This is a genomic window from Streptomyces sp. NBC_01497 (assembly GCF_036250695.1).
Taxonomy (GTDB): Bacteria; Actinomycetota; Actinomycetes; order Streptomycetales; family Streptomycetaceae; genus Streptomyces.
The window spans coordinates 4,117,024-4,139,377 of sequence record NZ_CP109427.1; the positions used below are offsets into that span (position 1 = coordinate 4,117,024).

The following is a 22,354-nucleotide window of genomic DNA, read 5'->3' on the forward strand; positions in this document are numbered from 1 at the left end:
CTGAAGTATCGTCCGCGATCGCCCCTGCGAAGCACGCCACAGGACGCGATCTTCCCGCGGACCCCGGCCGTGCCAGCAGGCACGCGGGACGCGGCAGCACCCACGTGGCGCCCCGAACGCGCCCCGAGGTGCCTCGGAACGCGCTCAGGGCCTCCTCACAGGGTGCGCAGCAGCACCGCCGGCCGCTCCACGCAGTCCGCCACGTACCGCAGGAAACCTCCCGCGACACCGCCGTCGCAGACGCGATGGTCGAACGTCAGCGACAGCTGGACCACCTGACGTATCGCCAGTTCACCCTCGTGCACCCAGGGTTTGGGCACGATCCGGCCGACTCCGAGCATCGCGGCCTCGGGGTGGTTGATGATCGGCGTGGAACCGTCGACACCGAACACGCCGTAGTTGTTGAGCGTGAAGGTGCCACCCGTCACGTCGGCAGGCGCCAGCGCCCCCTCCCTGGCCCGCTCGGTGAGGCGCGCGAACTCCTCCGTCAGCGACTCGGCGGAGCGGTGGTGGGCGTCGCGCACGACGGGCACGACGAGGCCCCGGTCGGTCTGCGCGGCGAAGCCGAGATGCACGGCGGGCAGCCGCACGATCTCCCGGGCCGCCGTGTCCACCGTCGCGTTCAGCTCCGGGAACCGGGCGAGCGCGGCCGTGCAGACGCGGGCGAGCAGCGCGAGGACGGAGATCTTCGGTCCGCCCGCCGCGTTCATCGCGGCGCGGGCGGCCATCAGTTCCGTCGCGTCGGCGTCCACCCAGCAGGTCGCCTCGGGGATCTCCTGGCGGCTGCGGGACATCTTGTCCGCGACGGCGCCCCGTACGCCCTTGAGCGGCACCCGGACGGCGCCGTCCGGCGCGGCGGCCGGGGGGGCCGTGGCGGCGGGAACGGCGGCGGGCGTCGCCACCCGCTCGATCGCCCGTTCCACGTCGGTCCGCAGGATCAGCCCCTGCCGTCCGGACCCGGTCAGCTGCCGCAGGTCGAGGCCGTGCTGCCGGGCCAGCCGCCGCACGAGCGGCGACACGACGGGCACCGGTCCGGCTGGGACGCTCGCGCTCCCCGCCGGCACGCCGGCGACCGGACGGTCCACCGCGGAACCGCCCACGGCCGGGCGGTTCGCCGCCTCACCGTTCGCCGACGGACTCTTCACCCGTACGCCGTCGACCCCGCCCGCCGGGCCGGCGGGCGTCGCCGAGCCGTTCACGGGAGCGGTCTCCACAAGCAGGACAGGAGCCACCCGGCGGCGGCGCGCGGAGGGCGCGGCCGTGCCGTAACCGACGAGCACATTGCCCGACGTGTCGCCCTCGGCCGCGCCGGACGCGCCGCCCGCGGACGCGCCGCCCGCGCTCTCGTCCAGGGGTGCCGCACCGGCCACCGGCGCCTCGCCACCACCCGCCGCGTCCCCGCCGACGGCGACCGTCATCAGGGGCGCCCCGACCGGAAGCTCGGTGCCCTCCTCGCCGAAGCGCGCCGTCACCACCCCGCCGTACGGGCAGGGCACCTCCACCCGCGCCTTCGCCGTCTCCACTTCGACCACCGGCTGGTCCACGGCGACCACGTCGCCCACCGCCACCAGCCAGCCCACGATCTCCGCCTCGGTCAGTCCCTCGCCGAGGTCGGGCAGCTTGAACTCCAGCACCTGGGCCATCAGTTCTCCGCCTCCCACTGGAGTCGCGCGACCGCGTCCAGCACCCGGTCCACCCCGGGAAGATGGTGCCTCTCCTGCATCGGCGGCGGATACGGAATATCGAATCCCGCCACCCTCAGCACCGGCGCCTCCAAATGGTGGAAGCACCGCTCGGTGACCCGCGCGGCGATCTCGCCCCCGGGGCCGCCGAAGCCGGTCGACTCGTGCACGACGACCGCGCGGCCCGTGCGCCGCACCGAGCGCACCACCGTCTCGTCGTCGAAGGGCACCAGCGACCTGAGGTCGACCACCTCCAGGTCCCAGCCCTCGGCTCGGGCCGCCTCAGCCGCCTCCAGGCAGACCGGCAGGCTCGGCCCGTACGTGATCAGCGTGGCGCTGGAGCCGGGACGCCGCACCACGGCCCGGCCGACGGGCTCCACCGCGGCGGGGGCCTCGGGTGACCACGGCGACTTCGACCAGTACAGCCGCTTCGGCTCCAGGAAGACCACCGGGTCGTCCGAGGCGATCGAGGCCCGCAGCAGGCCGTAGGCGTCCTCCACGGTCGCCGGGGTCACCACGTGCAACCCCGGCGTGGCCATGTAGTAGGCCTCCGACGAGTCGCTGTGGTGCTCGACGCCGCCGATGCCGCCGCCGTAGGGGATGCGCACCGTCAGCGGCATGGGCATCGCGCCGCCCGTGCGGTTGCGCATCTTCGCGACATGGCTCACGAGCTGTTCGAACGAGGGGTAGGCGAAGGCGTCGAACTGCATCTCCACCACGGGCCGCAGGCCGTACATGGCCATGCCGACGGCCGTGCCGAGGATGCCGGCCTCCGCGAGCGGGGTGTCCGTGCAGCGGTCGTCGCCGAACTCCGCGGCCAGGCCGTCCGTGACCCGGAAGACGCCGCCGAGTGTGCCGACGTCCTCGCCGAGCACGTGGACCGAGGGGTCTTCGGCCATCGCGTCGCGCAGGGCGCGCTGCAGCGCCTGCGCCATCGTCGCGGGCTTGGCGGCCCGCGCCGCCGGTCCTGTCGCGAGCGTGGTCATCGCGCCTCCTCCTGCCCCGGCGCACCGGCCGCCGCGTCCAGTTCCGCACGCAGCCGCGCGGCCTGCTCCTCCAGCTGGCTCGTGCGCTCCGCGTACACCTGGCCGAACAGGTCCATCGGGTCGAGTACCGGCTCCGCGTTCATCCGCTCGCGCAGCCGGGCTGCCATCTCCTCGGCGTCCCGAGCGACGCGGGCCACCTCGTCGTCGTCCAGCAGGCCCCGGCCCCGCAGGGCGCCCTCCAGCAGCCGCACCGGGTCGTACGCGCGCCACGCCGCGACCTCGTCGTCGTCGCGGTACCGCGTCGCGTCGTCCGCGTTCGTATGCGCCTCGACCCGGTAGGTGACGGCCTCCACCAGCGTCGGTCCGCCGCCGCCACGGGCACGGTCCACCGCCTCGGTGAGCACCGTGTGGACGGCCGCGACGTCATTGCCGTCGACCAGCCGGCCCGGCATGCCGTACCCGACGGCCTTGTGCGCCAGGGTCGGCGCGGCACTCTGCTTCGAGAGCGGGACGGAGATCGCGAAGCCGTTGTTCTGCACGAGGAAGACCACGGGTGCCTGCCAGACGGCCGCGAAGTTCATCGCCTCGTGGAAGTCACCCTCGCTCGTGCCCCCGTCGCCGACCAGGGCCAGCGCGACCACGTCGTCGCCCTTGAGCCGGGCCGCGTGCGCGAGGCCCACGGCGTGCGGCAGCTGGGTCGCCAGCGGGGTGGACAGCGGGGCGACGCGGTGCCGGTACGGGTCGTAGCCGGTGTGCCGGTCGCCGCGCAGCAGTGTCAGGGCCTCGACCGGGTCGACGCCGCGCGCGACCACGGCGAGCGAGTCGCGGTAGCTGGGGAACAGCCAGTCCCGCTCGGCGAGAACGGCCGCGGCGGCGACCTCGCACGCCTCCTGACCCGTGCTCGACGGGTAGACCGCGAGCCTGCCCTGCCGGGTCAGGGCCGTCGCCTGCGTGTTGAACCTGCGGCCGCGCACCAGTTCCGCGTAGAGGCGCAGCAGCAGTGCGGGGTCGGCGGCGGCCTCGGCACGCGTGCCCAGCACGCGGAACGGCCGCTCGTCGGGAAGGAGTGGCGTGGGATCCGTACGGACCCGCCAGGCGGGAGCGACGGGGCCGGCAGCGTCGGAGGCGCGGTCGGCGCCCCCCGAAGGGGCCCGGGTCTTCCCTGCGGGGTCCCGGACCGGCGTACTGCTCTTCTTCACGCGTGCCCCTCCTCGTGGAACTCGTGCCCGTACAGGTCACGGCGGCGGACGGCGGAGCGCCGGTGTGTGGCTACTCTCACCTACCGATTGTTCGGTCGTCGGCGCACTTTGGCTACATGTGGCGCCATCCTGTGGACAAACGGTTCAGCAGGATCTGTGATGGAAGCAGGTCGTCCACGCGGTGGAGGCGGGAAGGCATGGGGACTGAACAAATGGCCGACGAGTCCGGCCACCGACCGGAGGAGCACGGTGCGGCCGCCCGGCCGCTCGACACCGTGGACCGCGCGATCCTGCGCATCCTCCAGGCGGACGGCCGCGCGTCGGTCCGCTCCGTGGCCGAACGGGTGCACGTCTCGCGGGCCAACGCCTACGCGCGCATCAACCGGCTGGTCGAGGACGGCGTGATCCGGGGCTTCACGGCCAGCGTCGACCACGAGCGGGCCGGCCAGGGGACCTCCGCCTACATCACCCTGAAGATCGTGCAGAACTCCTGGCGGACGGTGCGGGGCCGGCTGGAGGAGCTGCCGGGGGCCGCGCACATCGCGCTGGTCGGCGGCGACTTCGACGTCCTGCTGCTGGTGCACACGCCGGACAACAGGACGCTGCGGGAGGTGGTGCTGACCCGGCTCCAGGACATCCCCGAGGTGCTCTCGACCCGCACCCTGCTGGTGTTCGAGGAGACCGACCTCAGCCCGCGTACGCCCGAGCCGGAATGACGAACGGGAGCGAAGCCGTCCCCGTGATCCCGCGGTGCACGGGACCTGCGGGCCCGACCGTTCCGGCCGCCGGAGCACCCCTCGTAGCGCCCCTCGTACCCGCGTGTCAGCCCTGGCGTCCCTCGGCGCGCAGGCCGTCGAAGGCGAGCCGGACGACCGCGTCCGCGACCTGCGCGCGGTCGTAGCCGCCCCCGGCCTGCGGCCGGTACCACTCCACGAGCGAGTTCACCATGCCGAACACCAGGCGGGTCGCGAGCCGGGTGTCCACGTCGGCCCGCAGGTCGCCGTCGGCGACCGCCGCCTTCAGCAGTTCGGCGACCCGCTGGTCGAACTCACGGCGCCGCTCCATCGCCCACCGCTCGGTCCGGGTGTTGCCCCTGACCCGCAGCAGCAGCGTCACGTACGGCAGCTCGGCCGTCAGCACCTCGACCATGCGGCGCGTCACGTGCTCGACGCGTGCGAGCGCCGTGCCGCGCGTCGCGCCCGGTTCGTCGAGGATGCCGAACAGTCCGTCGAGCGCCCGACTGACGGCACGCCGCAGCAGCTCCTCCTTGCCGACGACGTGGTGGTAGATCGACGACTTGGAAATGCCGGCCGCCTTGGAGAGGTGCTCCATCGACGTGCCGTCGTAGCCGCGCTCGTTGAAGACGGTGACCGCGACGGACAGCAGCGTCTCGGGCGTGTACGTGTCCCGCCTGGGCGTGCTCATCGGCCGGGCTCCTCGGCGGCGGCGTACCGCGTCAGCGCCCGGGAAGGCGCGTAACGCCCGGCCGGGTACTCCGTGTTCAACTCGTCGAGCACCTGGAACACCCGTGCCCCGCCCACGTGGCGCAGCCATTCGCCGGGTCCCGCCGGGTAGTTCACGCCGAGCTTCATGGCGGTGTCGATGTCGTCGGCGCTCGCGACGCCCCGCGCCCCGGCGTCCAGGGCCAGGTCCACGAGCATGGCGACCGTCCTCGCGACGATCATCCCCGGGATGTCTCCGATGACGGAGACCTTTTTGCCCGCGCCTTGGAAGAGGCCGACCGCGGCGGTCACGTCGGCCGGGTCCGCGTCGGCGGACGGGGCCAGCGCCACGCGCGTACAGGAGCGGTAGTCGAGAGCCAGGTCGAAAGCGATGCTCGGCCCGCTGCGGGCCTCCGAGGGACCGCCGTCCGCGAGTATCAGGCGGGCACCGCCGGGGAGCCCGAAGAAACCCCAGGGCCCGTCGTCCTCACCCTCGGCGCCACCCTCGCCGCGGCCCGCCTCGCCCGGCTCCACGGCCCGCACGCTGACGCCCGCTTCCTCGAAGAGGCCGGGCAGGACGGCCGCGGGCCCCAGGTCCCCGGTGACGGTGATCTCCCCCGGCGCCGCGCACGGCGCCTCGGTGCGCGGCTCCGGCTTCTGCGCGCCCTGCCCGTACGGGAACCAGCCGTGACCCGACTTGCGGCCGAGCCGGCCTGCCTGCACCAGCCGGTGCTGGGCGAGGGACGGAGTGAACTTCGGGTCGCCGAAGAAGGCGTCCCAGACGGACCGGGTCACCGCCTCGTTGACGTCCTGGCCGATCAGGTCGGTCAGTTCGAACGGGCCCATCCGGAAGCCGCCGGACTCGCGCAGCACCGCGTCGATGGTCGCGGGGTCGGCCGCGCGCTCCTCGTACACGCGCAGGGCCTCCGCGTAGAACGGGCGGGCGACGCGGTTCACGATGAAGCCCGGGGTGTCCGCGCAGCGCACCGGCGTCTTGCCCCAGGCGCGCGCGGTCTCGTACGCGAGGTCCGCGGCGGCCCGGTCCGTGGCGAAGCCGCTGACGACCTCGACCAGCGGGAGCAGCGGCGCGGGGTTGAAGAAGTGCAGTCCGACGAAGCGGCCGGGCACGCGCAGCGCACCGGCGATCTCCGTCACGGACAGGGAGGAGGTGTTGGTGGCGAGCAGGCAGTCGTCCGCCACGAGCTTCTCCAGCCCGGCGAACAGCTCCCGCTTGACCGCCACGTCCTCCAGGACCGCCTCCACGACCAGAGCGCTGTCCGCGAGGCCCCCGAGGTCGTCGACCGCCGTGAGCCGGCCGGCCGCCGCGTCCCGCTCCCCCGCGGTCAGCCTGCCCTTCTCCACCAACCGGTCGAGGCGCGCGAGAATCCCGCCGACCGCCTCCCGGGCGCGGCCGGGCGCCGCGTCGTGGAGACGTACGGGGTGGCCACCGACCAGGGCGACCTGGGCTATGCCCTGGCCCATGGTGCCGGTGCCGACGACCCCGACGGGACGGCTGAACGCGAGTGCTGCCATGGACACAATCCTCCCAGGGGTTGTCCACAGATCTTCTCGGCCCTGTTGAACCGACCGATCGTTCGGTTACTGTAACCCTGTCCGTGCACATGTGTCCCGGGCTTCGCGCGGACCGTCCGCCCACCCCGGCTCGATGAGGAGTTGGTCCCCACCATGACCGCGCAGCTCAGCGTCCAGAAGCTTGCCGAGACCCGCAGGGCCACGCTCGACCAGGCGCTCGACGCGATCCGCACCCGCGCCTACTTCTCGCCGCACCCCGAGCACCCGAAGGCGTACGGCGAGACGGGTCCGGCCGACGGACTCGCCGCCTTCGAGGCCCTGCGGGGCAACCGCTTCGCACTCGACCAGCCCGGCAGCGACGGCTGGACGGGCGCGGAGACGTCACCGTACGGTCCGGCGCTCGGCATCGAGTACCCGCATGCCGACATCGACGCGCTGCTGCCCGCCATGCGCGCGGCCATGCCCGCCTGGCGTCTGGCGGGCCCCGAGACGCGGGCGCTGGTGTGCCTGGAGATCCTCGCGCGGATCTCCGCGCGTACGCACGAGTTCGCGCACGCGGTGATGCACACGAGCGGGCAGGCGTTCGTGATGGCGCTCCAGGCGGGCGGGGCCAACGCGCAGGACCGGGGCCTGGAGGCCGTGGCGTACGCGTACGCCGAGCAGACGCGCACCCCGGCCGAGGCCCGGTGGTCCAAGCCGCAGGGCAAGCGGGATCCGCTGGAGATGCGCAAGACGTTCACACCGGTGCCGCGCGGCATCGCTCTGCTGGTCGGCTGCAACACCTTCCCGACGTGGAACGGCTACCCCGGCCTCTTCGCGTCGCTGGCCACCGGCAATCCGGTGCTGGTCAAGCCGCACCCGCGCGCGGTGCTGCCGCTCGCGCTGACCGTGCGCGTCGCGCGCGAGGTGCTGGCCGAGACCGGCTTCGACCCGAACCTGGTGGCGCTCGCGGTGGAGCGGCCCGGCGAGGGAGTGGCCAAGGACCTCGCCGTCCGCCCCGAGATCCGGATCATCGACTACACCGGCTCGACGGCCTTCGGCGACTGGCTGGAGACACACGCGCGGCAGGCGCAGGTCTACACGGAGAAGGCCGGCGTGAACACCGTCGTGATCGACTCCACCGACGACTACCGGGGCATGCTCGGCAACCTCGCCTTCTCCCTGTCGCTGTACAGCGGGCAGATGTGCACCACCCCGCAGAACCTGCTGATCCCGCGCGACGGCATCGACACCGATGCCGGACACCAGTCCTACGACGAGGTCGTGGCGGGCATCGCGGGCGCCGTGGACAAGCTCCTCGGTGACGACGCGCGGGCGAGCGCCCTGCTCGGCGCGCTCGTCAACCCGGACGTGAAGTCCCGTCTGGAGGCGGCGGCGGAGCTGGGCGAGGTCGCGCTCGCCTCGCGCGAGGTGGCGAACCCGGAGTTCCCCGACGCGGTGGTCCGTACGCCGCTGATCGTCAAAGCCGACGGCGCCCGGGCGAGCTGGGAGGGGACGGCCGAGGTGCCGTACCTCGCCGAGTGCTTCGGACCGGTGTCGTTCGCCGTCGCCGTCGACTCGACGCAGGACGCGGTCGAGCTGCTGCGGCGCACGGTCCGCGAGAAGGGGGCGATGACGGTCGGCGCGTACACGACGTCGGCCGACGTCGAGGCGGCCGTCGAGGAGGTCTGCCTGGAGGAGTCGGCGCAGTTGTCGCTGAATCTGACGGGCGGCGTCTTCGTGAACCAGACGGCGGCCTTCTCCGACTTCCACGGATCGGGCGGCAACCCCGCGGCCAACGCGGCCCTGTGCGACGCGGCGTTCGTGGCGAACCGCTTCCGCACGATCGAGGTGCGCCGCCCCGCCTGACGCCCGGGTCCCGGCCCCCGCAGGTCAGGGGGCCGGCGGCGCCGGGATCTCCGCGTGGCGCTGGATCCAGGCGTGCATGGCGATCGCGGCCGCCGCCCCGGCGTTGATGGAGCGCGTCGAGCCGAACTGCGCGATGGAGCAGACCATCTCCGCGTGGTCGCGGGCCTCCTGCGTCAGCCCGGGCCCCTCCTGGCCGAAGAGGAGCACGCAGCGGCGCGGCAGCGCGGTGCGCTCCAGCGGCACGGCGCCGGGCAGGTTGTCGATGCCGATGACCGGCAGGCCCTCGGCCGCCGCCCACGCGGTCAGCTCGGAGGTGTCCGCGTGGTGGCGTACGTGCTGGTAGCGGTCGGTCACCATGGCGCCCCGCCGGTTCCACCTGCGGCGGCCGACGATGTGGATCTCCCGTGCCAGGAAGGCGTTCGCGGTGCGCACGACCGAGCCGATGTTGAAGTCGTGGCTCCAGTTCTCGACGGCCACGTGGAAGTCGTGGCGGCGGGTGTCGAGGTCGGCGACGATGGCCTCGCGCCGCCAGTAGCGGTAGGGGTCGGCCACATTGCGCCGGTCCCCGGCGGCGAGCAGTTCCGGGTCGTAGCGGTCGTCCTCGGGCCAGGGCCCGGGGTACGGCCCGACGCCGATCTCGGGGGCGAACCCCTCGTCGTACTGCGCCGGTTCCCCGGATCCCGTCCCATCGGCCGGTCCGGCGGGGCTTCCGGCCACCGCTTCCGCCGCGTCCCGCGCCGTGGCCGCCTGTCGCGCGGGTCCCGCCGGTGCTGCCACCGCCACGGGTCCTGCCGTCTCCCGTGGCGGGCTCTCGCTGCTCATCCGACGAGGGTACGGGTCTGTTCCGGGGCACCGCTCCGCTGGCCGGGGACGGTGGAAGCCCGCCGTCCGCGCAGCCGCGTGCGGCCCGCCACGACCCGCCCGCCCAGCCACAGCAGGAAGCCCGTCGGCAGGAACACCGCGTCGGCGGTGATCATCGCGAGGGAGAAGAACGGCAGCCCCAGCAGCACGGCGATGCCCGCGTGCTCCAGCATCATCCCCACCAGCAGGAAGTTCTTGACGCGCCGGTTGACCAGCGTGAACGGGAAGGCGACCTGCACCATCACGGTGCCGTAGCTGAACACGAGGACGAACAGGCTGCTGGCGGCGAGCAGGCCGGAGAGCGCCGGCCACGGCGTGAAGTAGTCCAGTTTGAGCGGGTAGAACAGCGCGGTGCCGTCCTCCCAGCGCGAGCCCTGGATCTTGTACCAGCCGGCTGTCGAGTAGATGAGGCAGACCTCCACGGCGATCACGAGGAGGGCCGCGTTGTGCATGAGGTTCGTGAGGACGTCGAGCAGGTTGCGCTCGTCGCTGCCGGGCGCGTAGCGGTTCACCACCCACCACAGGCCCTGCACCAGCCAGGCGCCCCACAGCAGGAGCGCCATCCACAGCTGGAGGTGGCCGGGGCCGGTGGCCGCGCCGACGGCGAGGACGGCGCCCATGGCGACCCAGAGCAGCGGGCCCGTCCGGTCCGTGACCGCACGTACCCGCCCGTCGGCACCGCTGCCGGTCCCGGCACCGCTCGCGCCGTACTCACCGCCTTCCCGTTCCACATCGCGCGCCGCCCTGGCCGCACGGCGCGCGTCGAGCGACCAGACCTGCCCGCAGCGGGTGAAGACCAGGTAGATCGCCATGATGTGGATGACGTTGTCGCCGCCGTCACCGAGGAAGACGGAGCGGTTCTGCAGGGACAGCACGCCGGCCATGAAGACCACGGACAGGGTCCGGGTGCGCCAGCCGAGCATCAGCAGGAGGCTGGAGAGGATCGCGGCCGCGTACACGATCTCGAACCAGACCGCGCTGTTCGACCACATCAGCCCGGAGAACGCGCCGTTGCCCGCGATGAGCTGTTTGGCCAGCCCCCAGCTCCAGGGCGCGTCCGGCCCGTAGAGCTCGCTCCTGTGGGGCAGTTCGCGCAGCAGGAAGAGGAGCCAGGTGCCGGCGAAGCCGATGCGTATGACAGCGCTCTGGTGCGGGCCGAACGAGGTGGCGGTGACGCGCTGGACGGCCCGCGCGATCCCGCCGGTCCGCGGTTGTTGCGACGGGGGCGCCTCGGCGCCGACCGGTCCGGGAATGCTCACTTCGCCGCCTCCGTACCGCTCGCCACGCTGATGCCCGCGCCGGGCCCGCCGTCCTCGCCCGTCCCGGCGCCGGAGCCGCCCCGTGCCGCGACGACCGTCTTCGGCACGCCGCCGGGCACGTCACCGGGGCCCACCGTCCACCAGGGGAAGGTCCGGTAGAAGGTCCGGGTGTCGACGCGTTCCTTGGCGTACGCGGGCGGCGCGACGGCCGTGGTCGCCGAGCGGACCTCGATGCCGGTGAGCCGGCCCGGCAGGTGGTCCTTGCCGAACCTGAGCACGACGATGCGCCGCAGATACGCCTCGGACAGCTTGCCCCGGGAGCCGATCGGGCGCTCCTTCGCGTCGTGCGTCTGCGTGAAGTAGTCCCAGGCCCTGCGCAGTTCGTTCTGCTCCGTGTGGCTGGGCAGCGGGTTGTGCAGGATCGCCGCGCCGTCCTCGCCCGACAGGTCCCGCCAGCCGCTGACACTGCTCCGCCCCGACGCGTCCACGGTGTCGAACCGCGCCTGGACGTGGATGTTCTGCTGGAGGGGGTTGGGCGCGAAAAGCTTCCAGTTCTGCTCGAACTCGGGATTCACCCAGCGGTTGATCAGCTGTGCGTGCTGCTTGGAGACCGCGTTCGCCGGGGCGACGTAGAAGAAGACCATCGCCAGGTGCGTGCAGACGAGGGCCAGTGCGGCGACCAGGCCGACGCCCGCGACGATCCGGTAGCGGCGGGGCAGGCCCGCGATGCCCGGACCGGAGCGTCGCTGTCCCGTGCCGTCGGCTCCGTCCGCCGCCTCCGCGGCTCCTTCGGGTCCCGGGTTTCCTGCGGGCCCCGGAGCTGCCGCGGCGGGAGGTGAAGCGGGGCCGGTCACGCCGTGTCCGTCAGGTGCGCCGAGCGGCCGGGAAGGGCCGGGCGCGGGGGGTTCCGGCCCGTCCGACGTGTCCGGTACGACGGGCTTCCGTGCCCCGCCCGTACCCCGGTCCCCGTACGTATCCATCCCGCCCCGATCCGCCGCGCCACGCCGAGCCAGTTATCCACAGGGTTGACACCCTACGGGCCGTCGACCGACCATTGAAGTCCAGGAACCGAACGATCGGTCGGTAGGGAGTCGCGATGACGACGGTGGCGGGTGGGGCGGCCTCGGCCGGCAGGGGTTCTGCCGGGACGGCCGGGCACCCCGAGGGCGCTCAGGACGGTCAGGAGGCACAGGACGCTTTCCTGGCCGCTTTCGACGCGGCCGTGGCGGCCGAGGAGCGCATCGAGCCGCGCGACTGGATGCCGGACGCCTACCGGGCGACGCTGGTGCGGCAGATGGCACAGCACGCCCACTCGGAGATCATCGGCATGCAGCCGGAGGCGAACTGGATCACCCGCGCTCCCTCGCTGCGCCGCAAGGCGATCCTGATGGCCAAGGTGCAGGACGAGGCCGGGCACGGCCTCTACCTCTACAGCGCGGCCGAGACGCTCGGCACCGGCCGGGACGAGCTGCTCGACAAGCTGCACTCGGGCCGCCAGAAATATTCGTCGATCTTCAATTACCCCACTCTGACCTGGGCCGACGTGGGCGCGATCGGCTGGCTCGTGGACGGCGCGGCGATCACCAACCAGGTGCCGCTGTGCCGCTGCTCCTACGGCCCCTACGCGCGCGCCATGATCCGCATCTGCAAGGAGGAGTCCTTCCACCAGCGCCAGGGCTTCGAGCTGCTGATGTCCCTGAGCAAGGGGACGGCCGCGCAGCACGCGATGGCGCAGGACGCGGTGGACCGCTGGTGGTGGCCGTCGCTGATGATGTTCGGCCCGCCCGACGACGCGTCCGCCCATTCGGCGCAGTCCATGGCCTGGAAGATCAAGCGGTTCTCCAACGACGACCTGCGGCAGCGCTTCGTGGACATCTGCGTCCCGCAGGCCCAGGCCCTCGGTCTGACCCTGCCCGACCCCGACCTCCGGTGGAACGAGGACAAGGGCGGCCATGACTACGGCGCGATCGACTGGTCCGAGTTCCACGCGGTCCTGAAGGGCGACGGCCCGTGCAACGAGGAGCGCGTGGCGCGGCGCCGAGGGGCCCACGAAGAGGGCGCCTGGGTGCGGGACGCGGCCGCGACGTACGCGGCGAAGCAGGCGGCACGCGCGGACGAGAAGGCGGTGGCGGCATGAGCGAGCAGACCGAATGGCCCCTGTGGGAGGTGTTCGTGCGCGCCCGGCGCGGCCTGTCCCACACCCACGCGGGCAGCCTGCACGCGCCCGACGCCGAACTGGCCCTGCGCAACGCCCGCGACCTGTACACGCGCAGGAGCGAGGGCGTGTCGATCTGGGTGGTCCCGTCCGCCGCGGTGACGGCGTCGTCACCGGACGAGAAGGACCCGTTCTTCGCACCGTCCGCGGACAAGCCCTACCGGCACCCGACGTTCTACGAGATCCCGGACGGGGTGAAGCACCTGTGAGCGCCGCACTGGCCCTCGGGGACGACGCGCTGGTGCTGTCACACCGGCTGGGGGAGTGGGCCGGCCACGCACCCGTGCTGGAGGAGGAGGTCGCCCTCGCCAACATCGCGCTGGACCTTCTCGGACAGGCCAGGACACTGCTGTCCCTCGTGGGCGACGAGGACGAGTTGGCCTACCTCCGCGAGGAACGCGCCTTCCGCAACCTCCAGTTGGTCGAGCAGCCGAACGGGGACTTCGCCCACACGATCGCCCGCCAGCTGTACTTCTCCGCCTACCAGCTCCCCCTCTACCGCGAACTCGCCTCCGGGACCAGCGCGTTCGCGCCGCTCGCCGCGAAGGCCGTCAAGGAGGTCGACTACCACCTCGACCACGCGCGGCAGTGGACGCTGCGGCTCGGCGACGGCACCGAGGAGAGCCATGAGCGCATGCAGCGGGCCTGCGGCTCGCTGTGGAAGTTCACCGGCGAGCTCTTCCGGCCCGTGGAGGGGCTGGAGGTGGACCCGGCGGCGCTGGAGGCCGAATGGCTCCATTCGGTGGGGGACGTGCTGGAGCGCGCCACACTGACGGTGCCCGGGACGCCGAGGGCGGGCGGCTGGGCGGCGGGAGCCGGACGCGAGGGCCTGCACACCGAGCCGTTCGGGCGGATGCTCGCCGAGATGCAGCACCTGCACCGCAGCCACCCGGGGGCGACATGGTGACGCGCACCGCCGCCGAGACCGCACTGGAACGCGAGTTGCGCGGCGTCGCCGGAGCGGTGCCCGACCCGGAGCTGCCGGTGGTCTCACTCGCGGAGCTCGGTGTCCTGCGGGACGTACGCGTGTCATACGCACCCGACGGCCACCCCTCGGTCCGCGTCGAGCTGACGCCTACGTACACGGGATGCCCGGCGGTCGAGACGATGTCGGAGGACATCGAGCAGGCACTGCGCAGCCACGGCCAGCGCGATGTCGCCGTGGTCACGGTGCTGGCCCCGCCCTGGTCGACGGACGACATCAGCGAGGAGGGCAGACGCAAACTCGCCGAGGCCGGCATCGCCCCGCCCCGCCCGCGCGGGACGGACGGCGTGGTGGCGCTGTCCCTCACCGTCCGCTGCCCGCACTGCGGCTCCACGGCCACCGAACTGCTCAGCAGGTTCTCCTCCACCGCGTGCAAGGCGCTGCGCCGCTGCACCGCGTGCGGGGAGCCGTTCGACCACTTCAAGGAGTTGTAGATGTTCCATCCGCTCCGGGTCAGCGAGGTCGAACGCCTCACGGACGACGCCGTCGCGCTCACCTTCGAGGTGCCGCCCGAGCTGCGGGACCGCTTCCTGCACACGCCGGGCCAGCACGTCGCGCTGCGCAGGAAGGCCGTCGACGCAGCCGCACCCGGCGGCGAGATACGGCGCACGTACTCGATCTGCGCGCCCGCCGGGACCGAGCCGGTGCTGCGCGTCGGCGTGCGGCTCGTGGAGGGCGGTCAGTTCTCGACATACGCGTTCAAGGAACTCGCGGCGGGCGACACGGTCGAGGTGATGGAGCCGACGGGCCGGTTCGTGCTGGAGCCGCGGCCCGGCTACTTCGCCGCGATCGTGGGCGGCAGCGGGATCACCCCGGTGCTGTCGATCGTCTCGACGCTGCTGGCCCGGGAGCCCGAGGCGCGGTTCTGCCTGGTGCGCAGCGACCGTACGGTCGCCTCGACGATGTTCCTCGACGAGGTGGCCGACCTGAAGGACCGCTACCCCGACCGGTTCCAGCTGGTCACGGTCATCTCTCGGGAGGAGCAGCAGGCCGGGCTGTCCACCGGGCGGCTGGACCGGCAGCGGCTGGCTCAACTGCTGCCCGCGATGCTGCCCGTGGCGGACGTGGACGGCTGGTTCCTGTGCGGGCCCCTCGGCCTGGTGGCCGGCGCGGACCGGGCGCTGCGGGGACTCGGCGTGGACCGCTCCCGCATCCACCAGGAGATCTTCCACGTGGACGACGCTGCGGCCGGGACACCGGCCCTGGCCCCCTCCGCCCCGCCCGTGACGGGCTCCACGCTCACCGCGACGCTCGCCGGCCGCTCCGGCACCTGGCCGGTGAAGGACGGCGAGCCCCTGCTGGAGACGGTGCTCAGGTCGCGCGCGGACGCCCCGTACGCGTGCCGGGGCGGCGTCTGCGGCACGTGCAGGGCGTTCCTGGTCTCCGGCGAGGTCACGATGGACCGCAACTTCGCCCTGGAGCCCGAGGAGACGGACGCCGGCTACGTGCTGGCCTGCCAGTCGCACGCGGCGACGCCGGACGTGGAACTGGACTTCGACCGGTAGGGCCCGTCCGGCCCGCAGACCCGCCGGCCCGCCGGAGGTCCGGCCCGGGCGCCGTGCGACGGCGGGCCGCGCCCCCCATCGCGTGACGCGGCGCTCCCCATGACGTCGCGTCATGCGACAGCACCTCACCCGGCGTCGGATCAGCCTGCCCCGGAAGGGGCGGCCTCCGACGTCAGCGGCGATCCGGTGCCGGCGGTCAGGGGCGAGGCAATCCGGTGAGGCAATCCGGTACGGGGCACTGAGACGCGCGGCTCGCGCCGGGCACCGCTGCGAGGCGCCCCGGCGCGCGCGGCAGCCGCCGGGGCGTGCGGGGACGACCGGTGCCGGGGGCAACGGCGAGGGAGCCGGCGCCGGGGCGACCACGGCACAGCTCGACAGGGACAGGGGCAGGGGCAGGGCGCGCGGCAGTCGGCTGAACCCGAAGGCCGCCGCCTGAACCCGGAGGCCCGCGGCTGAACCCGGAGGTCGCCCGAGGTCAGAGGACGACCGCGGCCGAACCGCTGTCGGCGACCATGGGCCGGCCGACGCCGTCCCAGGCCATCATGCCGCCGTCCACGTTGACCGCGTCCACGCCCTGCTGCACGAGGTACTGCGTGACCTGCGCCGACCTGCCGCCCGCCTTGCACACGACGTAGGCGGTGCGGCCGTCGGCGGCCTCTGACACCTCGCCGAAGCGGCCGACGAACTCGCTCATCGGCACATGCAGGGCGCCCTCGGCGTGGCCGGCGGCCCACTCGTCGTCCTCCCTGACGTCGACGAGGAAGGCGTCGGCGGGCAGGGCGTTGACGTCGACGGAGGGCAGTGCGGCGAAGCTCATGAGTGATGCTCTCTTTCCCGGTTCGGCCCTGTCCTGGTTCCGGTCCGGGCCTCTCCTTCGAACCTACTGCATGAGCTGTTCGAGCTGGCTCTCCCGCTCGGCGACCTGGGTGAGGAGCTGCTCGGCGATCTCCTCAAGCAGCCTGTCCGGGTCGTCGGGCGCCATCCGGAGCATCTCGCCGATGGCGGACTCCTCCAGGTCCTTGGCGAGGAGCGTCAGCAGTTCCTTGCGCTGCGAGAGCCATTCGAGCCGGGCGTACAGCTCCTCGGTCTCGGTCAGCGGCGTCGGCTGGGGCGCGGGGCCCGCCTCCCACTCCGCGACGAGTTCGCGCAGCAGGGCCTCGTCACCACGTCCGTACGCACCGTTGACCCGGGAGATGAACTCCTCGCGGCGGGCCCGCTCCCCGTCCTCCTGGGCGAGGTCGGGGTGCGCCTTGCGGGCGAGCTCGCGGTAGAGCTTGCGGGCCTCGTCGCTGGGGCGCACGCGGCGCGGCGGACGTACGGGCTGCTCGGTGAGCATCGCGGCGGCCTCGGGCGAGAGCCCGTCGGAGTCGAGCCAGTCGTGGAACAGCTCGTCCACGCCCGGCATCGGCTGCACCATCCCGCGCGCCTCCTGCGCCTTGCGCAGGTCCTCGGGGTCTTGGCTGATCCGGGCCCTGGCCTCGGCGATCAGGGCGTCCAGCTCGTCGAGGCGCGTGTACATGGGTCCGAGCCTCTGGTGGTGCAGGCGCGAGAAGTTCTCCACTTCGATACGGAACGTCTCAAGGGCGATCTCGAACTCGATGAGAGCCTGCTCGGCCGCACGCACGGCCCGTTCGAGCCGCGCGCCCTGGAATTCACCTCGTACGTCCTGCGTCACCCGGCCAGCCTAGTGGTCCGTCCCCGCCCCCGGCCGCCGCCGACCGCGCTCCCACCCCGTGGCACCCCGTCGACCTGCCCGAACTCCCCGAATACCCGAAATCGCTCATGCGGGGTCCCGGCCGACCGTACGGGCCCGGCCCGCCCCGGAACACGATCCGCCCGCACCCCACGAACGAACGCACACGCCCCAGGAACGAACGCGCACGCTTCACGCCCGCGAGCACCAACCCGCACGCCTCACGCCCGCGAGCACGCCCCACCAACCAACCCGCACGCCGCACCCCCGCGAGCACGCCCCACCAACCAACCCGCACGCGCCTCACGCCCGGAAGGCACGGCCCGCAGACCCGTCGGCCCCGCCACGCGAACGACCCCCGCCTCAAGCGGACCGGCCTCGCACGCCGCCCGCGCCCAGCAAGGCCTGCTCCCGGGCCCGGGCCCCGGCTTCTCATACCCCGGTTCGGCCGCGAGCCGCCCCGTGCGGATCGCCGTCGTCAGTTCCGCGTGGTCGGCCTCCTCACACCCCCGGTTCGGCCGCGAGCCGCCCCGTGCGGATCGCCGCCGTCAGTTCCGCGTGGTCGGCCTCCGTCCGGTCCGCGTACGCGACCGCGAAGCCCGCGACGGCCTCGTCCAGTTCCTCGTTCTTGCCGCAGTACCCCGCGAGAACCCGGGGGTCGGCGCTGTGTGCGTGCGCACGCGCCAGCAGCGCGCCCGTCATGCGCGCGTAGTCGTCCATCTCGCCCGGGGGCAGCGCCGCCGGGTCCACGCTGCCCTTGCGGTTCCTGAACTGCCGTACCTGGTAGGGCAGATCTCCCACCGTCGTCCACCCCAGCAGGATGTCGCTGACGACCTGCATCCGCTTCTGCCCGAGCACGACCCGGCGCCCCTCGTGCGCCACCTCGGCCACCGCGAAGCCCGCCGCGGGCAGGTGGGGCACCAGCGCTGAGGGCCTGGCCTCCTTCACCTGGAGGACCAGGGGCTCGCCACGGTGGTCGAGCAGCAGTACGACGTACGAGCGGGTGCCGACGCTGCCCGTCCCCACCACCCGGAACGCCACGTCGTGGATGGCGTAGCGCGCGAGGAGCGGCAGCCGGTCCTCGGACAGCGTGCCGAGATACGTGCCGAGCGACGCGGCCACGGCTGCCGCCTCCGCGTCGGGCACGCGCCGCAGCACGGGCGGCGCGTCGACGAACCGGCGTCCGGCACCGCCCCCGGAGGCTTCCTCGTGCTCCTCGGTGGCCTTCGCGGCGAACCGGGCGCTCGTGTTCGCGCGCGCTTTGTCCGAGACCCGCCGCAACGTCCCGACCAGATCCTTCGCGTCCGCGTGGGAGACGAGCCGCTCGTCGGCGATCGCGTTCCAGGCGTCGAGCGCCGGCAGTCTGGCCAGCAGGCGCATGGTGCGCCGGTAGGCGCCGACCGCGTCGCGGGCCGCGTCCCTGCAGCCGTCCTCCGTCACGCCCGCCTCCCGCCCGGCGAGCACCAGCGAGGCGGCGAGCCGCTTCACGTCCCACTCCCAGGGCCCGTGGACGGTCTCGTCGAAGTCGTTGAGGTCGATCACGAGGTGGCCGCGCGCGTCGCCGTAGAGCCCGAAATTGGCCGCGTGCGCGTCGCCGCAGATCTGCGCCCCGATACCGGTGACCGGCGTGCCGGTCAGGTCGTACGCCATGAGCCCGGCGGACCCGCGCAGGAACGCGAACGGACTCGCGGCCATGCGTCCCACCCTGAGGGGAGTGAGGTCGGCCACGCGTCCCCTGCTGGACTCCTCGACCGCTCGGACCGCGTCCGGGCGGCCCGCCGCGAAGACGACGGAGTCGTGCGAGGAGCGCGGCACCCGGCCGCGCAGAGCCTTGCCGTAGGCCTTGGGCGATTCGCCGGCCCCGGGCGCGGACCCGTGCCCGCGTGGCGCGAACCCCGCCACGGCGGGAATCCGCGGTCCTGGCGTCTCGGCCGTCCCGGCCCCGGCCCCGGCCCCGGCCCCGGCCGGCACGAAGGATCCCGCCGGCCCGAACGGCCCGCCCTGTGCGTCCACGATGTCGGCCATGCCGCACCGCCCCCCGTACGTACTCGCGCAACATCAACTTCCGTCGCCCGCACGGTACAGCCGAAGCGGTGCCACGGCACCGGGGCGCGGGGCGGCGATCGCGGCTAGCAACTCCCCTTCGGGGTGCCCATGTGTGATTCCGCCCACTTCATCAGCTCGTTGAGGGCCGGCTCCATGGCCGCGCCGCTCTCGGTGAGCCGGTACGCGACCCGCAGCGGGGGTCCCTCGTCCACTTCCCGCACGACCAGGCCCGCCGAGCCCAGCTCGCTGAGCCGGTCCGAGAGCATCCGCTCGCTGATGCCGGGGATGGCCCTCCTGAGCTCCGCGAAGTGCACAGGGCGCGCGATGAGGACGGAGATGATCGGGCCCGTCCACCGCTTTCCGAGCAGCTCGAAGACACGCGTGATCCCCAGGTCCACCTGTTTGCAGGCGTCTTCGCTGTGCTGCGGCATACCTCACAGGCTACTGGGGCGGCCAGCCTTCCCGAAGGGGGTGAAAAAAAGTAAGTAGCTGTGTTATTCATAGGTACGAAGGGAATCTAAGGACTCCCTTCGGTCCACACCCCGTGTCCTGATCCTTTGGAGAACGCCCATGGCCACGCTTCTGCACATCGACTCCTCCCTCTTCCCCGAGGGCTCGGCGTCGCGTGAGGTCACCGCGAAGTTCGTCGAGGCGTGGACGGAGCAGCACCCGGCCGGCACCGTCATCTACCGCGACCTCGCCGCCCAGCCGCTCCCGCACCTCGACGCCGCCGCGGCCGCCGCGGGCGCCGGCCACCCCCTGCGGGCCGAGCTGGCCGCCGAACTGGAGGCCGCGGACGCCATCCTCATCGGCGCCCCGATGTACAACTTCACGATCCCCTCGACGCTGAAGGCCTGGCTCGACCACGCGATCATCGCGGGCGGCAACGCCGGCCCGGACTCGGCCGTGGGCAAGAAGCCCTTCACGATCGTGGCCAGCCGCGGCGGCTCGTACGCCGCCGGCACCCCGCGCGAGGACTTCGAGTTCGTGCAGAACTACCTCCGCAAGCTCCTGGAGGGCATGTTCGGCGCCACGGACATCCAGTTCATCGTCCCCGAGCTGACCCTGGCCCCGGTCAAGGAGGAGATGGCCGCGCTGCGTCCGCTCTCCGAGCAGTCCCGCACCCAGGCGCACGAGCAGGCCTCGGCGAAGGCCAAGGAACTCGCCGCCCGCCTCGCCGCCTGATCCACCGCACCGACCGCGCACCGTACGAACCGCTCCGCGCACACCGTCCCGTACGAAACGTCCCGTACGAACCGTACGAAACCGTCCCGTACGAACGGACCCGCGGACCGGCACGGGTGCACGGGGCACAGCCACCGACCGCGGCGGGACGCCTCCAACAGGGCGCCCCGCCGCGCGTCTTTTATGACCTATGCCACAAAAACGGACCAATCAGCAGACATGGCAGCGGATCGCGCGAGCCCCGCACCTCGGCACACGGCGCCCGCCGGGACCATCCGGGGCAGGCGCCGGGACCCGTACGCGAACACCGGGAAGCGAACAGCACCGAGCCGCCGCGTAACAAGGAGAGGGCCGGGGTAGGTACGGAACGCGACACGAAACGCCCCAGGGAAACAGAAAAGGACCCCTGCTCAGCAGGAGTCCTTCATCTGTTGTGCGCGAGGGGGGAGTTGAACCCCCACGCCCTTTCGGGCACTGGAACCTGAATCCAGCGCGTCTGCCTATTCCGCCACCCGCGCATTTGGGTGTGTCACCGTGGTTTCAGCTGTTGCGTCCGCCTGGCGACATCTGAAGATTAGCACGCTGAACAGGGTGGGTTCACATCCGTTTCCGCCCGGGCAGCAGGGTGGGGAAGGCGGCCCACGAGGGCCCCGAAGGCCCTGTCCTGACGCTACAGAGGCCGGACAGGGAACGGACAGGGTCGGTACCCGCTCCTCCAGGGAGGGCGTCGGGTGCGGGACACTGTCGGAGTGCCGCCTCTACGATCCGTGTGAGAGGCGACACCCATCGACCGGGCAGACAAGGGGAACCAGCCGATTTCCCGACGCGTGGATACGATCAGTAAGCAGTACGAGAAGCAGTGCGAGCGGCACGCCCCCCGCGGCGGGAACATCCGGTACGGCAGGCGCCGTGCGCTCACCGCGATGGCTGAGCACGGCGGCAAGGGCCCGCGCGGGGCCGGGCACCATCCGCATCACGGCCGCAACGAGAACGAGTACGAGCACACCGTCCAGGACGACGACCAGAGCAACGACTACGGAGGAGGTGCCCCATGGGAGTCCTGAAGAAGTTCGAGCAGCGCCTCGAAGGTTTGGTCAACGGCACCTTCGCGAAGGTGTTCAAGTCCGAGGTCCAGCCCGTCGAGATCGCCGGCGCCCTGCAGCGCGAGTGCGACAACAACGCGACGATCTGGAACCGCGAGCGGACCGTCGTGCCCAACGACTTCATCGTCGAGCTGAGCACGCCGGACCACGAGCGCCTGAGCCCCTACTCGGGGCAGCTGGGCGACGAACTGGCCGGTCTGGTCAGGGACTACGCGAAGCAGCAGCGCTACACGTTCATGGGGCCCATCCAGGTCCACCTGGAGAAGGCGGACGATCTCGACACGGGGCTGTACCGGGTACGCAGCCGCACGCTCGCGTCGAGTACGTCACAGTCCCCCTCGCCGCACCAGCCTCCGCAGTCCCCGCAGGCGCATCAGCAGGGACCGGGCCGGCGGCCCGACGGCTACGGCTACCCGCCGCGTGCCGTGCCGCCCATGCCGGACACCCCGCCGCCGGGCGGACGCGGCGGTTACGGTGGCGCACCCGCGCCGGCGCCGGCCCCGAGTGCGATGCCCCACACCCGGACACGGGCCTGGATCGAGATCAACGGCACCCGCCACCAGATCTCGCACTCCACCCTGGTTCTCGGCCGCAGCACCGACGCCGACGTGCGCATCGACGACCCAGGCGTGTCCCGCAGGCACTGCGAGATCAGGACCGGAACACCCCCGACGATCCAGGATCTCGGGTCCACCAACGGCATCGTGGTGGACGGGCAGCACACCACCCGCGCTACGCTCCGCGACGGCTCGCGGATCGTCGTGGGCAGTACCACCATCGTTTACCGGCAAGCCGAAGGGTGAAGCGGGGGC

The 22,354-nt window shown here is 72.7% G+C and carries 22 protein-coding genes and 1 tRNA gene; 10 read left to right on the forward strand and 13 right to left on the reverse strand.

Annotation, left to right across the window (positions count from 1 at the left end):
• Window positions 1-155 precede the first annotated feature (155 nt).
• From OG310_RS17585 to pdhA, 3 genes are read right to left on the reverse strand one after another with little or no spacing between them, the layout of a single operon-like run.
• Window positions 156-1,643: a dihydrolipoamide acetyltransferase family protein gene (locus OG310_RS17585; RefSeq protein WP_329456823.1), complete on the reverse strand. Its 1,488-nt coding sequence runs from the start codon at window positions 1,641-1,643 to the stop codon at window positions 156-158.
• The gene (locus OG310_RS17590) at window positions 1,643-2,668 is read right to left on the reverse strand and encodes an alpha-ketoacid dehydrogenase subunit beta (RefSeq protein WP_329456824.1); all 1,026 of its coding nucleotides are present in this window, start codon (window positions 2,666-2,668) and stop codon (window positions 1,643-1,645) included. Before OG310_RS17590 ends, OG310_RS17585 begins: the two co-directional genes overlap by 1 nt.
• Window positions 2,665-3,867 (reverse strand): pyruvate dehydrogenase (acetyl-transferring) E1 component subunit alpha, encoded by a 1,203-nt coding sequence (pdhA, locus tag OG310_RS17595; RefSeq protein WP_329456825.1) that lies wholly within the window; start codon window positions 3,865-3,867, stop codon window positions 2,665-2,667. The genes OG310_RS17590 and pdhA overlap by 4 nt, the downstream gene beginning before the upstream one ends.
• Before the next feature lie 197 nt (window positions 3,868-4,064).
• Here pdhA and OG310_RS17600 point away from each other — a divergent pair, with 197 nt between their 5' ends.
• Window positions 4,065-4,583 carry an Lrp/AsnC family transcriptional regulator gene (locus OG310_RS17600; RefSeq protein WP_329456826.1) on the forward strand — a complete coding sequence of 173 codons (519 nt, stop codon included), beginning with the start codon at window positions 4,065-4,067 and terminating at the stop codon, window positions 4,581-4,583.
• A gap of 106 nt (window positions 4,584-4,689) precedes the next feature.
• Here OG310_RS17600 and OG310_RS17605 read toward each other — a convergent pair whose 3' ends face one another.
• Together OG310_RS17605 and OG310_RS17610 are read right to left on the reverse strand one after the other, a co-directional pair.
• A complete protein-coding gene (locus OG310_RS17605) occupies window positions 4,690-5,292 on the reverse strand; it encodes a TetR/AcrR family transcriptional regulator (RefSeq protein ID WP_329456827.1) in 603 nt (200 codons plus the stop codon).
• On the reverse strand, window positions 5,289-6,842 hold the full coding sequence (locus OG310_RS17610) for a 3-hydroxyacyl-CoA dehydrogenase (RefSeq protein WP_329456828.1): 1,554 nt from the start codon (window positions 6,840-6,842) through the stop codon (window positions 5,289-5,291). Before OG310_RS17610 ends, OG310_RS17605 begins: the two co-directional genes overlap by 4 nt.
• A 153-nt stretch (window positions 6,843-6,995) precedes the next feature.
• Here OG310_RS17610 and paaN point away from each other — a divergent pair, with 153 nt between their 5' ends.
• Entirely contained in the window at window positions 6,996-8,690 is a 1,695-nt protein-coding gene (paaN, locus tag OG310_RS17615) for a phenylacetic acid degradation protein PaaN (RefSeq protein WP_329456829.1), read from the forward strand.
• Window positions 8,691-8,714: 24 nt separating this feature from the next.
• Here the strand turns inward: paaN and OG310_RS17620 are convergent, their stop codons facing one another.
• From OG310_RS17620 to OG310_RS17630, 3 genes are read right to left on the reverse strand one after another with little or no spacing between them, the layout of a single operon-like run.
• Window positions 8,715-9,512 (reverse strand): TrmH family RNA methyltransferase, encoded by a 798-nt coding sequence (locus tag OG310_RS17620; RefSeq protein ID WP_329456830.1) that lies wholly within the window; start codon window positions 9,510-9,512, stop codon window positions 8,715-8,717.
• On the reverse strand, window positions 9,509-10,804 hold the full coding sequence (locus OG310_RS17625; RefSeq protein WP_329460230.1) for an HTTM domain-containing protein: 1,296 nt from the start codon (window positions 10,802-10,804) through the stop codon (window positions 9,509-9,511). The genes OG310_RS17620 and OG310_RS17625 overlap by 4 nt, the downstream gene beginning before the upstream one ends.
• Before the next feature lie 2 nt (window positions 10,805-10,806).
• On the reverse strand, window positions 10,807-11,664 hold the full coding sequence (locus OG310_RS17630; RefSeq protein WP_329456831.1) for a DUF5819 family protein: 858 nt from the start codon (window positions 11,662-11,664) through the stop codon (window positions 10,807-10,809).
• A 242-nt stretch (window positions 11,665-11,906) separates the two neighbouring features.
• On the opposite strand from OG310_RS17630, the gene paaA reads away from it, so the two are divergent.
• From paaA to OG310_RS17655, 5 genes are read left to right on the forward strand one after another with little or no spacing between them, the layout of a single operon-like run.
• Window positions 11,907-12,947, forward strand: a complete 1,041-nt coding sequence (paaA, locus tag OG310_RS17635) for a 1,2-phenylacetyl-CoA epoxidase subunit PaaA (protein ID WP_329456832.1) — start codon at window positions 11,907-11,909, stop codon at window positions 12,945-12,947.
• Window positions 12,944-13,234, forward strand: a complete 291-nt coding sequence (paaB, locus tag OG310_RS17640; RefSeq protein ID WP_329456833.1) for a 1,2-phenylacetyl-CoA epoxidase subunit PaaB — start codon at window positions 12,944-12,946, stop codon at window positions 13,232-13,234. The genes paaA and paaB overlap by 4 nt, the downstream gene beginning before the upstream one ends.
• Window positions 13,231-13,932: a 1,2-phenylacetyl-CoA epoxidase subunit PaaC gene (paaC, locus tag OG310_RS17645; RefSeq protein WP_329456834.1), complete on the forward strand. Its 702-nt coding sequence runs from the start codon at window positions 13,231-13,233 to the stop codon at window positions 13,930-13,932. Before paaB ends, paaC begins: the two co-directional genes overlap by 4 nt.
• Window positions 13,926-14,444, forward strand: coding sequence for a 1,2-phenylacetyl-CoA epoxidase subunit PaaD (gene paaD / locus OG310_RS17650; RefSeq protein ID WP_329456835.1), 519 nt, complete (start codon window positions 13,926-13,928; stop codon window positions 14,442-14,444). The genes paaC and paaD overlap by 7 nt, the downstream gene beginning before the upstream one ends.
• Entirely contained in the window at window positions 14,445-15,515 is a 1,071-nt protein-coding gene (locus tag OG310_RS17655; protein WP_329456836.1) for a 2Fe-2S iron-sulfur cluster-binding protein, read from the forward strand.
• Window positions 15,516-15,990: 475 nt separating this feature from the next.
• On the opposite strand, the gene OG310_RS17660 is transcribed toward OG310_RS17655, so the two are convergent.
• The 4 genes from OG310_RS17660 to OG310_RS17675 all read right to left on the reverse strand — a co-directional run bounded on the left by OG310_RS17660 (window position 15,991) and on the right by OG310_RS17675 (window position 19,685).
• Window positions 15,991-16,332 carry a rhodanese-like domain-containing protein gene (locus tag OG310_RS17660; protein ID WP_329456837.1) on the reverse strand — a complete coding sequence of 114 codons (342 nt, stop codon included), beginning with the start codon at window positions 16,330-16,332 and terminating at the stop codon, window positions 15,991-15,993.
• Window positions 16,333-16,395: 63 nt separating this feature from the next.
• Window positions 16,396-17,190 carry a hypothetical protein gene (locus tag OG310_RS17665; RefSeq protein ID WP_329456838.1) on the reverse strand — a complete coding sequence of 265 codons (795 nt, stop codon included), beginning with the start codon at window positions 17,188-17,190 and terminating at the stop codon, window positions 16,396-16,398.
• A 519-nt stretch (window positions 17,191-17,709) separates the two neighbouring features.
• Window positions 17,710-19,233, reverse strand: a complete 1,524-nt coding sequence (locus OG310_RS17670) for a DUF2252 domain-containing protein (RefSeq protein WP_329456839.1) — start codon at window positions 19,231-19,233, stop codon at window positions 17,710-17,712.
• 104 nt (window positions 19,234-19,337) lie between these two features.
• A complete protein-coding gene (locus tag OG310_RS17675; protein ID WP_329456840.1) occupies window positions 19,338-19,685 on the reverse strand; it encodes a winged helix-turn-helix transcriptional regulator in 348 nt (115 codons plus the stop codon).
• A 139-nt stretch (window positions 19,686-19,824) separates the two neighbouring features.
• On the opposite strand from OG310_RS17675, the gene OG310_RS17680 reads away from it, so the two are divergent.
• A complete protein-coding gene (locus OG310_RS17680) occupies window positions 19,825-20,439 on the forward strand; it encodes an FMN-dependent NADH-azoreductase (protein WP_329456841.1) in 615 nt (204 codons plus the stop codon).
• A 434-nt stretch (window positions 20,440-20,873) separates the two neighbouring features.
• On the opposite strand, the gene OG310_RS17685 is transcribed toward OG310_RS17680, so the two are convergent.
• A tRNA-Leu gene (locus OG310_RS17685) sits at window positions 20,874-20,957 on the reverse strand.
• Window positions 20,958-21,266: 309 nt separating this feature from the next.
• Here OG310_RS17685 and OG310_RS17690 point away from each other — a divergent pair.
• Window positions 21,267-21,503: a hypothetical protein gene (locus OG310_RS17690; RefSeq protein WP_329456842.1), complete on the forward strand. Its 237-nt coding sequence runs from the start codon at window positions 21,267-21,269 to the stop codon at window positions 21,501-21,503.
• Window positions 21,491-22,345, forward strand: coding sequence for a DUF3662 and FHA domain-containing protein (locus OG310_RS17695; RefSeq protein ID WP_329456843.1), 855 nt, complete (start codon window positions 21,491-21,493; stop codon window positions 22,343-22,345). The genes OG310_RS17690 and OG310_RS17695 overlap by 13 nt, the downstream gene beginning before the upstream one ends.
• Window positions 22,346-22,354: the final 9 nt, after the last annotated feature.

Bases quoted from the DNA above. Each gene is read 5' to 3' on its own strand.
- OG310_RS17585 (WP_329456823.1), bottom strand. From the start codon at position 1,643: ATGGCCCAGGTGCTGGAGTTCAAGCTGCCCGACCTCGGCGAGGGACTG.
- OG310_RS17590 (WP_329456824.1), bottom strand. From the start codon at position 2,668: ATGACCACGCTCGCGACAGGACCGGCGGCGCGGGCCGCCAAGCCCGCG.
- OG310_RS17600 (WP_329456826.1), top strand. From the start codon at position 4,065: ATGGGGACTGAACAAATGGCCGACGAGTCCGGCCACCGACCGGAGGAG.
- OG310_RS17605 (WP_329456827.1), bottom strand. From the start codon at position 5,292: ATGAGCACGCCCAGGCGGGACACGTACACGCCCGAGACGCTGCTGTCC.
- OG310_RS17610 (WP_329456828.1), bottom strand. From the start codon at position 6,842: ATGGCAGCACTCGCGTTCAGCCGTCCCGTCGGGGTCGTCGGCACCGGC.
- paaN (WP_329456829.1), top strand. From the start codon at position 6,996: ATGACCGCGCAGCTCAGCGTCCAGAAGCTTGCCGAGACCCGCAGGGCC.
- OG310_RS17620 (WP_329456830.1), bottom strand. From the start codon at position 9,512: ATGAGCAGCGAGAGCCCGCCACGGGAGACGGCAGGACCCGTGGCGGTG.
- paaA (WP_329456832.1), top strand. From the start codon at position 11,907: ATGACGACGGTGGCGGGTGGGGCGGCCTCGGCCGGCAGGGGTTCTGCC.
- paaB (WP_329456833.1), top strand. From the start codon at position 12,944: ATGAGCGAGCAGACCGAATGGCCCCTGTGGGAGGTGTTCGTGCGCGCC.
- paaD (WP_329456835.1), top strand. From the start codon at position 13,926: ATGGTGACGCGCACCGCCGCCGAGACCGCACTGGAACGCGAGTTGCGC.
- OG310_RS17655 (WP_329456836.1), top strand. From the start codon at position 14,445: ATGTTCCATCCGCTCCGGGTCAGCGAGGTCGAACGCCTCACGGACGAC.
- OG310_RS17660 (WP_329456837.1), bottom strand. From the start codon at position 16,332: ATGAGCTTCGCCGCACTGCCCTCCGTCGACGTCAACGCCCTGCCCGCC.
- OG310_RS17670 (WP_329456839.1), bottom strand. From the start codon at position 19,233: ATGGCCGACATCGTGGACGCACAGGGCGGGCCGTTCGGGCCGGCGGGA.
- OG310_RS17675 (WP_329456840.1), bottom strand. From the start codon at position 19,685: ATGCCGCAGCACAGCGAAGACGCCTGCAAACAGGTGGACCTGGGGATC.
- OG310_RS17680 (WP_329456841.1), top strand. From the start codon at position 19,825: ATGGCCACGCTTCTGCACATCGACTCCTCCCTCTTCCCCGAGGGCTCG.
- OG310_RS17695 (WP_329456843.1), top strand. From the start codon at position 21,491: ATGGGAGTCCTGAAGAAGTTCGAGCAGCGCCTCGAAGGTTTGGTCAAC.